This is a genomic window from Natrinema sp. 1APR25-10V2, assembly GCF_031626495.1.
GTDB lineage: Archaea > Halobacteriota > Halobacteria > Halobacteriales > Natrialbaceae > Natrinema.
In genome coordinates this window covers 139,296-155,042 of the sequence record NZ_JAMQOJ010000007.1, presented here as the reverse complement: position 1 = coordinate 155,042, position 15,747 = coordinate 139,296, and the positions used below count along the sequence as shown (strand labels likewise).

The following is a 15,747-nucleotide window of genomic DNA, read 5'->3' as shown; positions in this document are numbered from 1 at the left end:
GAGCCGAGACGATATTTTCATTGTTTCTGACGGTATCTGGTCCGACTATATTAAATTCTCAATTATATACGGCTGAAAAAAGGTTTGTACTAGAGCTGACATTGTTACATCATAGCAATGCCATTCAATCGACGAACCGTACTAAAGGGGATGGGTGCCGCTGGCATCGTTGGTGTCGCCGGGTGTGCTGGTGGCCCCGGTGGAGACGATACGGACGCGATGGTGGGAGTGCTCCAGCCGGTCACCGGTGACCTCGGGAACCTCGGTGGTCCGATTCGGGACGCCGCGATCCTCCCGGGAACGCAACTCGAGAACGAGGGCAGCGACTTCACGATCGACATTCGCGAAGAGGACACTGAATCGACGGCAGATGCTGGCCTCAGCGGCGCCCAGTCGCTCGTCGACGCCGGCTATCCCGCGATCACCGGCGCGGCCTCGTCACAGGTAACGATCACGGTTGCGGAGGACATTCTGATCCCGAACGAAGTCGTCGGCATCTCGCCGGCGAGTACTGCGCCGTCGATCACCGATCTCGAGGACGAGGACTTCATCTTCAGGACCGCACCGAGCGACGCCCTGCAGGGCGAGGTGATGGCACAGGTCGCGTACGAGGAGCGGGGGCTCGAGTCCGCCGCGTCGTTCTACCTCAACAACGACTACGGGCAGCAACTGTCGGACTCGTTCGTCGGCGCCTTCGAAGAACTCGGCGGCACCGTTACGAACGAGGTCGCGTTCGAGTCGGAGCAGCCGTCGTACACCTCCGCGCTCGAGAGCGCGCTGGCGGACGATCCCGACGCGATGATCGTCATCGGCTACCCGGCCAGCGGAGAGGTGATTTTCCGGGATTACTACAGCGACTTCGATACCGGCCAGACGATCATGGTAACGGACGGGCTTCGCGACAGCGAACTCCCCGGCAACGTTGATAATCCGATGGAGAACGTCGTCGGGACGGCCCCGCTGGCCGCCGGCCCCGAACAGGACGCGTTCGCCGAACTCTACCAGGGCGAGTACGACAGCGAGCCCGGCGTGTTCACCGCGCAGGCCTACGACGCGACGGCCGTCAACATCCTCGCGAGCATCGCTGCCGGCGAAACGGACGGTCCCGCAATCCGCGACAGCATTCGCGACGTCGCGAACCCGGACGGCGAGGACGTCGGGCCGAGCAATCTCGCCGACGCGCTTCAACTGGTCGACGACGGCGAGCCGGTCAACTATCAGGGCGCCTCGAGCGGCGTCAATTTCGACGATAACGGCGACATGCAGGCCGTTACCTACGAAATTTTCGAGTTCGGCGAAGGCGGCATCGAGACGGTCGAAGAGATCGATTTCGAGGTGTAATCAGGAATCCGCGTTTCCAACGACTCGTTTCCGTGGCGAGATCCGACGAGGCGCCACCGTGAGCCGTGACGACCGACTCCGGTATATCGGGAGCGGCGGCCGCGCTATCCGCCGAGGAAGTCCCGCCGAACCTGCTCGTCGGCCAGCAGTGCATCGCCGCTGTCCACGTATCTATTTCGGCCCTGAACGAGCACGTAGCCGCGGTCACACCGACGCAACGCCTCCTTCGCGTTCTGTTCGACGAGGAGAACTGCCGTGCCGTCGTCGTTGATCTCGTCGACGCGGTCGAACATGTCGTCGACCAGATCTGGCGCGAGCCCAGCGCTCGGTTCGTCGAGCATGAGCAGGTCGGGGTCGAGCATCAGCGCCCGTCCCATTGCGAGCATCTGTTGCTGGCCACCGCTCATCGTTCCCGCCTTCTGGGATTGCCGCTCTTCGAGGATGGGGAATCGGTCGTAGACCCGACGCAGCCGGTCCGCCGGTACTTCGTCTAGAATGTAGGCCCCCATCTCGAGGTTCTCTTCGACCGACAGCGACGGAAAGACGTTGTCGTTCTGGGGGACGTAGCCGATCCCCGTCGAGATGATGTCCTCGGGCCGGTAGGCACTGATCTCTTCGCCGTCGAACACGATCGATCCGCCCATGTAGTTCGTCAGGCCGAAGATCGATTTCATGACGGTCGATTTCCCAGCCCCGTTCGGGCCGACGATAGTGACGTACTCGCCCTCGTCGACGGTCGTGTCGACGCCCTCGAGGACCTGCAGATCGCCGTATCCCGCGTCGAGATCCGATACCTCGAGTAGCGCCATCAGACTTCACCCCCGAGATAGGCCTCGACGACCGCCTCGTTGGACTGGATCTCCGCGGCCGCTCCTTCGGCGAGTACCGACCCCCGATGCATGACGATGACGTGATCGCAGTGGTTCATGATGACGTCCATGTCGTGCTCGACCAGGAGGAAGGTGTACCCCTGGTCTTTGAGTTCGTGAACGCGCTCGAGGAGTTTCTTCTCGAGCGACGGGTTGACTCCTGCCATCGGCTCGTCCAGGAGGAGCATCTCTGGTCCCGTGAGCAGTGCCCGGGCGAGCTCGAGCAACTTCCGCTGGCCGCCCGAGAGGGTGCCGGCGTATTCGTTGGCGAGGTGGTCGATTTCGAAGAATTCGAGCGTCTCCCACGCGCGCTCGAGAATCTCCACCTCCTGATCGACGACCCCGCCCCTGACGATCGGCGTGACCGATCGCCACAGCGATTCCCCGAGTTGATTCTTCGGTGCCAGCATCATGTTCTCGAGGACGGTCATCTCGGGGAACTCACGCGTGATCTGGAACGTTCGGACGAGTCCGCGATTGGCGACCTGGTACGGTTCCAGTCCGGTAATCTCCTCGCCGTCGAAGACGACCGAGCCCGCATCGGGAGCGTGAACGCCGGTTACACAGTTAAACGTCGTCGACTTCCCGGCCCCGTTCGGGCCGATCAGTCCCGTAATCGTCCCGCGTTCGACCCGGAAGCTCGCGCCGTCGACGGCGGTGATACCACCGAAGTGTTTCTCGAGATCGCGCAGTTCGAGGATCGATGCATCGGTCGACGAGCCAGTCGGTTCATCGACGGTTCGACCGTCGCTCGCAGCTTGCTGTTCGGCGTCAGTCATCGGTCTCGCCCCCGTCCGTTGCGGTAGACCGCCGGGATAGATCGGTCGCAGCAGCGATCTCCTTTCGATGGCCGAGCAGACCGTCCGGACGCCAGATCATGAGTAATATTAGCACGACGCCGATGAAAACGAACCGTATTTCGTCGAGAGTTCCGATGGCGTAGCCCAGCAGCGCGAGCGGATCTCCCGAGCCTGCCGCGACGAACGCGTCGTAGACGGTCGGGGGCGTACGGACGTCGAAGTTCGCCCGGACGATCGTGCGGAGGAATCGGGGTCCCTCGTAGAGGAAAGCGGCGAACGCGAAGCCGCCGACGATGCTGCCGGTATTCGACCCTGATCCGCCGACGATGAGCGCAACGAAGATGTAGAACGTGACGATCGGCATGAAGCTATTGGGGCTGATGAGCGTGCGGCTCCCCTGCCAGAGGATGCCGGTGAGCCCCATCAGCGCACAGCCGAGCATGAAGACCTTGATCTTCGCCCGATTCGTGTCCTTGCCGAGCGAACGGGCCGCGAGTTCGTCTTCGCGAATCGCTTTCAGGACCCGACCGAACGGAGAGTACGCGATCCGGGTCAACAGCAGGTAGAGGACGACGACGAAGGCGATCAACACGAGCGTAAAGACGCTGTTCCTGACGATCGACGACTGGATTCCGACCGCACCCGCGAGACCGAACAGCACGTCGCCGAGAACGGTCGGCTCTCCGGTACGGTCGGCGCCGACGTACAGCACGTAATCGGCGATGACATCGGTCGAGGGTGCACGGATGCCGCTGCCGCCGCCGGTTCCGAGTTCGGCGCTCGGGAGGGAACGCCCACCGATCGTACGGCCGCCGAGTTCGAACGAACTGAGCGTTCGCGAAAGCAAGGCGCGTCGAATGATCTCGGAGAGGCCGAGGGTGACGATCGCGAAGTAGTCCGCCCGCACCCGCAGAGCCGGCAGAGCCGCAATAAAGCCAGCGAGTGCGGCAGCGGTCATGCCCCCGACGATACCGACGATCAACGGGAGTCCCAATCCGGGCGGTGATCCGTCGGGCGCCGCGGTCAGCATCGCCATCGTGTACGCACCGACGGCCATGAACCCGGCAACGCCGATATTGAACAGACCGGTGTACCCCCAGTGAAGGTTCAGTGCCAGTGCAGCGAGCGCGTATACGGCCGCGAAGAACGTAATCTGCTGGAGCGTACCGACGATGAGGTTGACGCTGACGCCGGAGAGAGCGCCGACCGCGGCGAAGAGGAGGTACGTCGCGAGGACGATTCCCCCGATGAGCAGCACGTCGTCCTGCCACTGTGGTCGTCCCGAATCGGTTACCCAGTCAGTTATCGCATCGGGAACGGTCTCGAGTATTCCGTCGGTAATCGACGTCATGCGGTCTCCACCCCGCTAAAGAGCCCGTCGGGCCGGAAGATCAACACGAGGATCATCAGCGCGAACGCCGCGATCTCGTTCATGTCCGACGGAATCCAGACGAGCGAGAGATTGATCGTAATGCCGATGACGAACGATCCCGCGATCGCCCCGTAAATAGAGCCGATCCCGCCGAGAATGACCGCCGCGAAGATCAAAAGCAGGAGGAACCAGCCGAGGTTGATCGAGATCGTACCGCGGTCGAGGACGATGAGGTAGCCCGCGGCACCGGCCAGACCGGCTCCGATCACCCAGGTCGCGAAGATCACGCGCTCGGTCGGGATGCCGGTGATGAGCGCGAGGTCCTTGTTGTCGGACATCGCCCGCATCGACTTCCCGAGCTTTGTGTACTGTAAGAGCAGGTGAACGCCGAGCATCAGCGAGACCGCCGAGCCGACGAGGATCAGTTGGTGGAGATCGATCTCCGTGGCCGGCAGCGTGTAATGCAAGTCGGACGGGTTGACGTTCGGAGCCGAGGCCACGACGCCGCGAGTTTCGGTCGTATAGAAGACGGCGATGAGGTATCGGAGCGCGAGTGCGACGCCGACGCTGGCGATGAGTAATGCGATCCCTCCCTCGTCGCGCAAGTTTCGATAGACGAGCCGATCGATCGCCAGTGCGACGAGGATCGTCGCGATCACGGCCACGACGAGTCCGAGAACTATCGCCAGCGGCGCTGCGAGTACGTCCATCCCCACCGTCCCCGGTTGTGCACCGCCGTCCGCTCGAAGCAAGAGTCGACTGCTCAGGTCCGCGACGCCGAGCCCGCCGACGAGATACGCGACCGTCCAGCCGGAGAACGCGCCGGCCGTGACGAGGTCGCCGTGCGAGAAGTTCGCGAACCGAAGGATGCTGTAGGTCATCGAGAGTCCGATCGCCGCGAGACCGATGTACATCGAATCGATGACACCGCTCCAGAGATATCTCCTCAGCCGTCCGATCGGCAACTCGCCCGTCGCGAGCAGGCGGAGCAGGTCTGCCGCCAGAGCGACGACCCCGAGGAGGAGAATCACCCCCACCAGATTCTGTACTGTCACCCTCGACAGCGACCCTCGCATGCCACTCACACTCATGCTTGTTCGAGTGTTATTCCGGGAATTGAAATCAGTGTTATTCATGGAGATGACTATTTCACGACGGACCGACCGTGACGGTTCGAAGTCGATCCCTCGTCGGTCAGCGAAAACCGTACTCGAATCCGTCGCTCCGTCTGCTCGTCACCCAGTCGTTTCGAACTGACCGGTACCCCTCTCGCGTCTTTCGCTCCCGCTTCACAACTAGTGTTCGTCGAGACGACTGGGGGTTTTCGATTTGCGTGGTGTCAGTATACAAAGATATGGAACAAATTCGGATATAGTCTTCAAATGTAAACTTTTAGGAGGGCGGAGCTAACCTCTCTGGTATGGCACAGCGCGAATCATGGGCAACGAGAACAGGCTTTATCCTCGCTGCAGTCGGCAGCGCAGTGGGGCTCGGAAACATCTGGCGGTTCCCGTATCAGGTCGGTGAACAGGGCGGTGCGGCGTTCCTGTTCATCTACCTCCTCCTGATCGTCGGCATCGGGTTCCCGGTCATTCTCGTGGAATTCGTCGTCGGGCGATACACGGAACGAAACCCCGTCGGCGCATTGAAACGGATCGGCCGGGGCTCGTGGACGAAGATAGGCTGGGTCTTCGTCACAGCGGGCTTCGTCATCCTCTCGTACTACAGCGTCGTCGCCGGCTGGACGCTCAGGTACGTCCTGATCGGGATCGGAGACGGATACAGCGCTACCGACGCGGCCGCCCAGTTCGGTCAGGTCGCAACCGGCCTCGACGCCGTCGTCCTGCACGCGATTTTCATGGCGGCGGTCATCGCGATCGTCGCGCTCGGAATCGAACGCGGCATCGAGCTTTCGGTCAAGGTGATGGTGCCCGCGATCATCATCATCTCGATCGGCCTCGCCGTCTACGCGTTCACGCTCGAGGGAGCCGGCGACGCGTACGCGTATTACCTCTCGCCGGAACTCAGCACTATCGCGAACAACTGGACGACCATCCTTCCGGCGGCCGCCGCGCAGGCTTTCTTCACGCTGTCGCTCGGGATGGGCGTGATGATCACGTACGCGTCCTACCTCGGCGAGGATCGGAACCTCGCTGAAGACGCCGGCATCATCGCAGCACTCGACACCTTCATCGCCTTCACCGCCGGGTTAATCGCCTTCCCGGTTCTGTTCGCTGCGGGTATCGAACCCGGTGCGTCCGGTCCGGCCCTCATCTTCGTCAGTCTCGCCTCGGCGTTCGCCGACCTCCCGCTGGGCGGGATCCTGGGGGCGATCTTCTTCGGCACGGTCGCGATCGCCGCCCTCTCGAGCGCGATCAGTATCATGGAAGTCGTCGTCGCCTACCTGATCGACGAACAGGGCGTCGGCCGCGTTCCCGCGACGGCCGCGCTCGGCACGGCCATGTTCGTCGTCGGGGTTCCGGCGGCGCTCGACCTCGTCTTCATCAGCCTCTACGACGGCTTCGCGAACAGCATCTTGCTGATGCTGGGCGGGCTCTTGCTGTCGATCTTCGTCGGTTGGGTCGTCCCTGACCTCGCGCTCGAGGAGATCAGCAAGGGCATCACAGACGTCGGCTCGCTCGGAATTGCGTGGCTCTGGTTCATCCGAATTCCCGTCGTCGTCGCACTGGTCGTTCTGGTCGCACTGAACGCGTGGGACTATTTCGGATTCCTGACCGGCGACTTCGCCAGTTGGCTGAGTACGAATTTCTGACCGGTTGATCCGGTTCGGGAAACTCTTTTCCCAGACCGCCGTTACGCTTCCCCGTAGACCGGCACGGCAGCACCACTGGTCACCGCCGCGCCGTCGCTACAGAGGAAGGCCATCACGTCCGCGATCTCGAGCGGGTCGACCCACTCGTCGTGATCCGCGTCGGGCATCATTTCGCGGTTCATCGGCGTGTCGATCACGCTCGGCATGACGCAGTTGGCCCGCACCGTCCCGCGGTTCTCCTCGGCGAGCGTCTCCGTCAGTAGCCGGATCCCCGCTTTCGTGATGCGGTACGGGCCGTCGCCCTCGCCGCCCTCGAGCGAGGAGCGCGCGCTGATGCTGACGATCGATCCCTCGGCCTCCTGGAGGTGGGGCAGGGCGTGTTTCGAGGCGAGAAAGGCCGTCTTCAGGTTGACGTTCAGCAGGAGCTCGAACTCCTCTATGTCGGTCTCCTCGACGTGGTCGCCGCCGCGCCACGTCCCGGCGATGTTCAGGAGGTGGTCGATCCGGCCGTGGTCGTCGACGACCGAGTCCATCAGATCGGCCACGTCGTCCTCGTCGGTCAGGTCGGCCTCGTAGAACGCGAGCGCGGATTCGTCGGCCGGGTCGCGCTCGAGTTGGCTGTCCTCGGCGTCGGGCGCGATCACGTCGACGGCACAGACCGTCGCGCCCGCCTCGCGGAAGCGATCGACGGCTGCGCTGCCGAGCGCGCCGCTCGCACCGGTAATCACTGCGACGGTTCCGTCGAAATCGACGTCGAACGCTGTCTGCACTGCCATACACTACGGTGTGCGGTCCGATCGCATCAAAGGCGGGGCTGGTGGCGATCGTCACACGTTGCGGGGCCGACTACAGGGCGTCCGTCGGTAGGACGGCCCGTTCGAACCAGAATTCCGCGACGGCGGTGACCAGTTCGTCGTACCCGGATTCGTCGGTCGGCTTCGTGAGATACGCGTTCGCCGCGAGGTCGTAACTCTCGTCGATATCCTCGAGGCTCGCCGAGCGGGTCAACACGAGAATCGGCAGCCGTGTCAGCGCCGGCTCGTCCGAAATCGTCTCGAGAAACTCGAGTCCACTCATTTGAGGCAGGTCCAGATCCAGCAAGACGAGATCCGGCATCGACGACGGGTCGTCGAGGCGGTCGGTCAGTATCGCCAGCGCCTCCTCCCCGTCGGCGGCGACGTCGATCGAGATCTCGAGACACAGCCCGGCGAACGCGTCGCGAATGCGGCGAACGTCGTCCGCGTCGTCTTCGATGACGAGCACATCGACCGGGTCAGCAGGTTCATCCCTCATATGTATATCACAGCAGAGACGCGGTCCGGAGCGGATGCCGTCGTCGTCTCCGTCTACTCAGAGGGGGTGGTTAAGCGTATTCGCTATATAATTTGGAACTCGCGACCGAAACGGGCGACTCACTGTCAGTCGCCGACGATCGTTACGGAAACCGTTCGCGTCCGCGGCCCGTCGCATTCAACGAGCAACACCGACTGCCACGTCCCCAGCGCCGGCTCCCCGTCTTCGATCGGGATCGTCACGTCCGGCCCGACGAGGGTCGCCCGCAGGTGCGAGTCCGCGTTGCCGTCTAGCTCGTCGTGTGCGTGTCCCTCGTCGGGGACGAGATCGAGAAGGAACGACTCGAGGTCGCCGCGCAGCCGGGGTTCGTTTTCCTGGACGACCAGTCCGGCCGTCGTGTGCTCGACGAAAACCGTACAGGTACCCGTCTCGCAGTCGTCTGGAACGGCCGCGGCGATGCGGTCGGTCACGTCGACGGTCGTCAGTCGTGATTCGGTTTCGACGGTAAACGTCATGGTTCGACTTACGAGCGCGACGAGTACGAAAGTTGCTCGACCGCCCGACCGGCGCGGTCGCGGACGTTCGGCGCCGGATCCGTGCTCGAGAGGTCCGCGAGCCGAGCGGCCGCCGCGTCCACCTGCCCGTTACCGAGCGCGACGCAGGCGTTCGCGCGGACGTGCGCGTGCTCGTCTCCGAGCAACTCGAACAGCGCCTCCCGAACGGGCTCGACCGCGGTGCGGTGTGTAGCTGCGACGCGGGCGATCGTGATCGCAGCGATGGCCCTGGTGTCCGCGTCGTCGCTGGAAAGCGCCCGCTCGAGGTCGCTACAGACTGGCTCCACTGCGGCGGGATCTCGGTCGGCCACGTCCCCGAGACACCCCAGCGCGTCGTATCGCAGCTCGGAATCGTCGTGAGCGACGAGCTCGGCGGCGTGCTCGACGAACTCGAGCGAGGGCATGCCTCCGTCGGATCGCGCCAACCGACCGAGCGCCCGCAGCGCTGGCCCGCCGTTGTCGGTCGGGTTCGCCGCCAGCGCATCGGTCAGGACCGACGCCGCCGACTCGATCGCGTCCGGCTGGACCCGGGAAACGCGAGCCAGCGTCCGAAGCCCCCAGCGGTCGTAGCCGCGTCGCCGGTCTAGTACGTCCGCGATCGCCGCAGTGTGGTCGGCGACGGCGTCCGGTCGCTCGGCGGCGACGGCGGCGAGACAGCGAAGGAGTTCCCGCGTGGCCGGCCGTTCGGCGCGCTCCGTTGCGACGTTTGCGATCGCGTCGACCGACGGTGCGACGTCGTCGGGCGCTTCGGCCGCCAGATCGGCGAGACAGGCGGCAACTTCGTCGTGAAAGTCGAGGTCGGGTTGCTCGAGCAGCGACCTGAGTTTCGGGACGGTCGGGACGCACGCCGCCGGCCGCTCCTGTTCGTCGATCACGGTGCGGATCCGTCGGACCCCTTCGAGTTGGTCCGTCGGTGCGGTACCGTCGAGCTGTGCAAGGACTGACGGCAGGTCGAACCCGGCGACTTCTCCGCCCCGGCGCTCGACGGCCTCGCCCCTGTCCCCATCCATCGTATCCCCTGCATTGGAGATATATAGCAAAAGCGTTCTGGCCAACACCCCCCACGACGGCGTCGATTCGGCCGCGTCAACGGGAGGGTAGCGTTCCGGCTCGCTCTACGCGAGCCACTCGTCGGGCTTGGTGTCGTAGTCGACGTCGTCGGCCGCGAGGTGTTCGACCTCCTCCCAGGGTACGTCTTCGGTCGTCATCGTCTCGCCGTTGTACCGGATGAGCTTGCCACGCTCTTCGGGTTCGGGCTCGCGGTTGCGGCGTTTCGCCACCTCGATATCGTGTTCGTCGATCTCCTTGACGATCGTCAGCAGGTTCACCGGTCGGCCCCACAGCTCGAAGACGCGCTTGAGGGTCTCCTTGGCCTGGGCCAGATCGAGCATGACGCCGTTGTACTGGTGGCCCAGCAGTAGTTCGTTCGCGTTGTTGTAGTTGCCGTCGTAGACCGCGATCGTCGGCTTCCCGAAGTTGGTGAACTGCAACAGGAGCTTCTTCTTGACGTCCTCGGCGGCGTCGCTTGCGACGTGGAACTGGCCCGTCGCCTGCGAGTGCTCGTAGGTGAAGTAGTTGTTCTCCGTGATGAACTCCTGGGTCAGGAACTCGTCCAGGAACGTCACGTCGTTGTGACTCTCCCGGACGTCGAACATCCGATCCCACCCGACCGTGAAGTCGACGTCCTCGAGCGCTTCCTCGACCGACGAGTAGCGCGCGTCGTCGAACAGGTAGCGGCCGATCCGCTCGAGTTCGTTCTGGTTGACCCGCGCGAGGAAGCCGCGGTTCTGGCGCTTGACCAGCGAGTAGTGCCGGCGGGCCAGCCCCTCGTAGGTCAGCACCTTCCAGGGGTACTTCGACACGTCGATCTCGCCCTCGCGAGCCTTCTCGAGGGCCTCGCGGTCGACCCACTCCTCGGGCACTTCCTCGAGCGAGTCGAGCGTCTCGGGCGTGATGGTCTCGATCGCCGTCGGCGGCTCGAGCGTCTCGAGGACCGCGTCGAAGTCGACGACGTCGGTGAGGTTGCGCCAGGAAACGCCCTCGACGCGCAGGAGGTGTTCGAGCACTTCCCGGCGGTTGGTGGTGTTCTCGACGTACTCCCAGAGCTCCATGCCGAGGCTGTAGGGGTTGAGTCCGCCGGAGGCGAGCACCTTCGCCATGTGGTCGGCGTAGTTCATGAACTCGTCGTCGCCGGCGAAGACCTCGTCGGTCATCATCGTCGACTCCCAGTAGGCGGCCCAGCCCTCGTTCATCACCTTCGTCATCTTCTGGGCGGCGAAGTAGTAGGCTTCCGCGCGCATCATGTCGAGGATGTCGCGTTGCCACTCCTCCATCTCGACGCCGCGACCGGCGTCCTCGTCGTACTGCTTGCCGTGCTCGCGGACGAACGCCAGCAGGTCTTTCTGCGGCTCTTCGGGGAAGTTCACCGCGATGTCCTCGCCCTCGAGCTTCTCGACCCACTCCTCGTTGAAGACCTCGCCTTTGACCTCGTCGGAGAGGTCGAGTTCGTCCAGCTTCTCGGCGAGATCCTCGTCGATCTCCTCGCCGGCCGGGCCGTCGACGTCGAGCCGCCGGCTGAACACCTGATGCTGGTCGATGTTGTCCTCGAGCGAGAGGCAGTGGTCGATCCACTTCTCGACCTCGGCGCGATCGATCTCGGGATCGGACATGTACTCGTCGATCGCCCGCGCGTGACGCTCGAGCATGGCCGCGGCGTTGACCTGCCCCTCGTCGGCCTGCCCGCGGGTGAACATGCCGAACCACTCGTTGTTCGCGAAGAAGTCCGAGTGGGCCTCGACGTGGGTGATGACTGCCTTCTGGTCGGCGACCGTGTTCGACTCCTGCAGGAACGCGTGGGCAGGATTGTCGTTGTTGACGATCTCGAAGGCCTTCCCGCCGCCGTACTGCCCCTGCTTCTGTTGCTTGTCGTACTGCATGCCCCACCGCCAGTGTGGGTACCGCGACTGGAACCCGCCGTAGGCGATGAGTTCGTTCATCTCGTCGTAGTCGATGATCCAGTACTTCACCGGGTAGGGCTCGAGACCGAGCTTTTCGGCGAGGTTCCGGGCCTCGTCGACCGGTTCCTCGAGGTCGGCCGCGATCGCCTGTTTGCGGAAGCGGTCCGCGTTGGAGTTGCGTTTACTCATCTTGGTCACTCTCCGTCGAGAGGATCTCGTAGATCGCGTCAGTCACGTCCGACTCGCCGTTGACGTACGCGACCGCCACGTCGTCGGCGTCGGTACCGAAGTGACGCTCGAGTTCCTCGGCGTGGGTCGCGTTGATCGCGTTGCCGCTGGGCTGGGTCTCCACGTAGGCGTGAAGGTTCGCCGGGATCTCCTCCATCAGCGGGATCACGCGCTCGCCGGTGTCGTTGCTCGAGTTCTCGGAGTCGCCCGCGGCGAAGACGTAGCGGTTCCAGTCGGACCACGGGTACTCCTCTAACAGTTCGGCGGCGAGTTCGTACGCGCTCGAGATCTTGGTGCCGCCGCCGCTGCGGATGCCGAAGAACTCGTCGCGCTCGACCTCCCAGGCGTCGGCGTCGTGGGCGATGTAGACGAACTCGGCGTTGTCGTACTTGCCCTGGAGGTACCAGTCCAGCGGGGTGAACGTCCGCTCGACGAGTTCGCGTTTCTTCTCGCGCATCGAGCCGGAGACGTCGCGGATGTTGACGACCACGACGTTCTTCTCCTTCTCCTCGATGATCTCGGGGTGGCGGTAGCGCTCGTCCTCCCGACGGAAGGGGACGTGGTCGATTCCTTCCCGTCGGATCTTCTGCTGGACGTCCTCGCGCTCGACGTCGTTCTCGACCTCCTCGATGGAGGCCCACGTGCCGCGTTCCTCGTCCGGGATTTCGTCGTAGGCCTCCTCGACCCAGGCCATCGACACCGGAAGGTTCTCCCCGCGGGCCCACTCGAAGACGTCGCGCGGGGTAATTCCCTCGACCTTGCAGAGTTCGCGGAGGAACTCCTCGTCGAAGTCCATCGCGAGCTTTCGCTTGAGCCCCTCTTTGAACATCCGCTCGAAGTCGAGCGTGCTGTTGGGGCCGGTCCGGGTGAGGTCGGTGAACGGCCCTTCCTTCTCCTCGACGACCTTCTTCCCCTTCGGGTCGAGATCGAGCCCGAGTTCCTCGTCGAGTTCCTCGGCGAACTCCTCGGGGTCCATCTCGTAGTACTCGTGTTCGCCGCCCTCCTCGCCTGGTTCGCCGTCCTCGCCGTCGTCGTCGCCCGGCTGGGGCTGTGGCTGGCCGACCGGCTGGCCGGCGTCGGGCGTCCCGTCTTCGCCCTGGCCGACCCCGCCCTGGTCGCGCTGGTCGTACTCGAACTCCGGTAGCGAGACGATCTTGACGGGGATGTTGATCTCGCCCGGCCGGCTCTGGCCGAGGTCGCCGTACTGGATGAAGTCCGCGAGGTCCTCGCGTCGCTCCTCGCCGACTTCACGGAATCGCTCGAGGTCGTCTCTCAGTCCCATCTGTAGCTCACCTGTCCCATGACGTGTCTGCTGGTCAGTTCGGCCGAGGCTTCGGAGTAGCCGAAGAGATCGACCATGGTCGCGATCGTGTCGTCCTTGACTTCGGCCGTCTCGGTCCCGCTCGGCGGGTCGTCCCACTGCCGCGGATCGAAGTCCTCGAACGTCCGCTCGACGTCGTCCCAGTCGTGGCTCTCGAGCACCGTCTTGATGACGGGGATCGCGGTGAGGTCGACGTCCTCGACCGAGAAGTCCTCGTTGCGGTGCTCCCACGCGTGGCGGTTCAGCGACGTGATCACCTTCTCGCGCCGGAAGTTCCGGACGCTCTCGCGGGGGAGGTTCCCCTCGTACTCGTCCTCGGAGAACCGGCCGAGGTGTTCGACCTCGAACAGCTTCATCTTCAGCGGATCGGGCTCGACGCGCTCGCCGCGGTCGTTGTGCAGCGGCTCGTCGGTCTCCCAGGCGTAGACGTGTTCGACGTATTCGGCGACGGTCTCCTCGTCGACGCGCTTGTCGTGCATGATGGCCTCGATGACGTCGCTCTCCTGCTGGTCGTAGATGTAGTTCTTGACCGGGACGACGCGGTTCTCGAACTCCGAGCGTTCGCCCGTCGAGAACACCGGTGCGTCGGCCAGCCCCTCGACCATGGCGTTCAACACGTCGCGGGGCATGACCACGTCCTCGACCGCCAGATCGGCGTGGTGGCGGTCCCGGTCGGTCTGGAGGAGTTCGGCGAGCGTGTCCCGCGTGTACGTGACCGGGACGCCGTGGTCGCCGTCGTTGCTGTCGCCGTCGAAGTCGAACTCCTCTTTCTCGCGGCGGGTGTCGCCCTCCTGCAGGTAGCCCTGATCGTAGATCAGCGCCTTGTCCACCAGATCGAGCCCGTTCGGGAGGTGCTCCTCGTCCAGTCGCGTCACGACCGCGTACAGGGCTGCCGCCTCGATCGCGTGGGGTGCGAACTCCTGACCCCGCGCCTCGCCGTCGCGGTCTTTGACCGTCACCGTCACCGGCGCGCGGATCCGCTCGGCGAGTTCGTCGTAGGTCGTGGCTTCCCAGACTTCCGTCTCGTTGGTTAGCTCGCGCCGGATGAGCTCCGTCTCGAGCGAGAGGTTCGTCAGATAGCCGAAGCGGTGTTTGTCGAGCCGCCGTTTGAGCGCCTTCAACGGGTCCATCCCGTTGCGGTCGGAGTGCTGGTTGAGCTGGGCCTCGAGGTCGGGGTTCGAGATGATCAGCATCTGGCTGTCGACGTCCATCCCGATCCCCTTGTCCAGCTTCACCGACTGCTCGTCGGGGACGTTCAGCAGCTTCTGGAGCAGGTCGGCGTGCTGGGCCGCGTCCTCGACGATGGTGAGGACGCCGTTGCCCTGCGACAGAACCCCGTCGTAGCTGAAGGCCTGCGGGTTCTTCCGCCCGCGCGAGTCGAGCTCCTGGAGCATGCCGTGCATCCACGAGCCGACGAGCCGTTCCTTGGGCGGGCCGTCGTCCTCCGAGTGGAGGACGCCGACGCCCTGTCCGACGTCGACGACGTAGTTCTTCACGCGGAGATGGGTCTCGTCGGTGATCGCCGAGAACAGCGCCTCTTCACCCTCTCGGCGATAGCGCTCCTCGAGGTAGTCGTACGCCTCCCGGGAGAACGGATCGAGCCGGGCGTCGACCTGGACGGGGACGTGATCGTCGAGTTCGTCGTTGAGTTCGGCGAGCAGGTCCTCGCGGACCTTCTCGGGGAACACCGACAGCGGGTGGGCCTGAACCGGGCTCTCGTACCAGTTCTGGTCGTCGCCTGCGGTGGCGTCGCCACCGTAGCTCAGTCCGCGCTCGCCGGCGTCGGCGGTCGTGATGTTCCACTCGACGGTGTACCGCCGACCGTCGGGCGTCTTGGAGTACTCTCGCAGTCCGTTGACCAGACAGCGCTTGAGCTCCGATTTGCCGGTCGCGGTCGGCCCCTCGAACCAGATGATCTTCTCGTCTTTCGCCCGGCCCGCGGCGATCGATCTGAGGTCGTCGACGAACCCGTTCAGTACCTCGGTGTTGCCGAGGATGGCGTGCTCGCCGTCGTTGTGCGGATCGTCGAAGAAGCGGTAGCGCTCCTTCTCCTCGCCCTCCTCGACCACCGTTCGCGTACCGGCGGCCTCGATCGCCTCGAGCAGGTACTTCGAGGCGTGGGAGGCGATCGAGGGGTTCTCGAAGATCCGATCGACGTAGGCGGCGAGGGTCATCGGCTCCTCGTAGGTCTCCTCGAGCGCCCGATCGGCCTCGGTGACATAGTCGTCGCCGGTCATGT

13 protein-coding genes are annotated in these 15,747 nt (G+C 64.2%); 2 read left to right on the top strand and 11 right to left on the bottom strand.

The window, feature by feature from the left end:
• The first annotated feature begins 117 nt into the window (after positions 1-117).
• Positions 118-1,341 carry an ABC transporter substrate-binding protein gene (locus NDO75_RS21340; protein WP_310908636.1) on the top strand — a complete coding sequence of 408 codons (1,224 nt, stop codon included), beginning with the start codon at positions 118-120 and terminating at the stop codon, positions 1,339-1,341.
• A gap of 104 nt (positions 1,342-1,445) precedes the next feature.
• Here NDO75_RS21340 and NDO75_RS21335 read toward each other — a convergent pair whose 3' ends face one another.
• The 4 genes from NDO75_RS21335 to NDO75_RS21320 are packed head-to-tail and all read right to left on the bottom strand — an operon-like array spanning position 1,446 to position 5,458.
• Positions 1,446-2,150, bottom strand: coding sequence for an ABC transporter ATP-binding protein (locus NDO75_RS21335; RefSeq protein ID WP_310908635.1), 705 nt, complete (start codon positions 2,148-2,150; stop codon positions 1,446-1,448).
• Positions 2,150-2,989, bottom strand: a complete 840-nt coding sequence (locus NDO75_RS21330; RefSeq protein WP_310908634.1) for an ABC transporter ATP-binding protein — start codon at positions 2,987-2,989, stop codon at positions 2,150-2,152. The genes NDO75_RS21335 and NDO75_RS21330 overlap by 1 nt, the downstream gene beginning before the upstream one ends.
• Positions 2,982-4,361, bottom strand: a complete 1,380-nt coding sequence (locus tag NDO75_RS21325) for a branched-chain amino acid ABC transporter permease (protein WP_310908633.1) — start codon at positions 4,359-4,361, stop codon at positions 2,982-2,984. The genes NDO75_RS21330 and NDO75_RS21325 overlap by 8 nt, the downstream gene beginning before the upstream one ends.
• The gene (locus NDO75_RS21320) at positions 4,358-5,458 is read right to left on the bottom strand and encodes a branched-chain amino acid ABC transporter permease (RefSeq protein ID WP_345784916.1); all 1,101 of its coding nucleotides are present in this window, start codon (positions 5,456-5,458) and stop codon (positions 4,358-4,360) included. Before NDO75_RS21320 ends, NDO75_RS21325 begins: the two co-directional genes overlap by 4 nt.
• Before the next feature lie 344 nt (positions 5,459-5,802).
• Here NDO75_RS21320 and NDO75_RS21315 point away from each other — a divergent pair, with 344 nt between their 5' ends.
• A complete protein-coding gene (locus tag NDO75_RS21315) occupies positions 5,803-7,155 on the top strand; it encodes a sodium-dependent transporter (protein WP_310908631.1) in 1,353 nt (450 codons plus the stop codon).
• Between the two features lie 41 nt (positions 7,156-7,196).
• Here the strand turns inward: NDO75_RS21315 and NDO75_RS21310 are convergent, their stop codons facing one another.
• From NDO75_RS21310 to NDO75_RS21280, 7 genes are all read right to left on the bottom strand, one after another.
• Positions 7,197-7,931, bottom strand: a complete 735-nt coding sequence (locus NDO75_RS21310) for an SDR family oxidoreductase (RefSeq protein ID WP_310908630.1) — start codon at positions 7,929-7,931, stop codon at positions 7,197-7,199.
• Between the two features lie 70 nt (positions 7,932-8,001).
• A complete protein-coding gene (locus NDO75_RS21305) occupies positions 8,002-8,448 on the bottom strand; it encodes a response regulator (RefSeq protein ID WP_310908629.1) in 447 nt (148 codons plus the stop codon).
• 125 nt (positions 8,449-8,573) lie between these two features.
• Positions 8,574-8,963: a secondary thiamine-phosphate synthase enzyme YjbQ gene (locus NDO75_RS21300; RefSeq protein WP_310908628.1), complete on the bottom strand. Its 390-nt coding sequence runs from the start codon at positions 8,961-8,963 to the stop codon at positions 8,574-8,576.
• 8 nt (positions 8,964-8,971) lie between these two features.
• Positions 8,972-10,012 (bottom strand): HEAT repeat domain-containing protein, encoded by a 1,041-nt coding sequence (locus NDO75_RS21295; protein WP_310908627.1) that lies wholly within the window; start codon positions 10,010-10,012, stop codon positions 8,972-8,974.
• Positions 10,013-10,117: 105 nt separating this feature from the next.
• The gene (locus tag NDO75_RS21290) at positions 10,118-12,148 is read right to left on the bottom strand and encodes a SpoVR family protein (protein WP_310908626.1); all 2,031 of its coding nucleotides are present in this window, start codon (positions 12,146-12,148) and stop codon (positions 10,118-10,120) included.
• On the bottom strand, positions 12,141-13,469 hold the full coding sequence (locus NDO75_RS21285; RefSeq protein ID WP_310908625.1) for a YeaH/YhbH family protein: 1,329 nt from the start codon (positions 13,467-13,469) through the stop codon (positions 12,141-12,143). Before NDO75_RS21285 ends, NDO75_RS21290 begins: the two co-directional genes overlap by 8 nt.
• Complete coding sequence (locus tag NDO75_RS21280; RefSeq protein ID WP_310908624.1) at positions 13,460-15,745, bottom strand: kinase anchor protein; 2,286 nt, start codon at positions 15,743-15,745, stop codon at positions 13,460-13,462. Before NDO75_RS21280 ends, NDO75_RS21285 begins: the two co-directional genes overlap by 10 nt.
• Positions 15,746-15,747 lie beyond the last annotated feature (2 nt).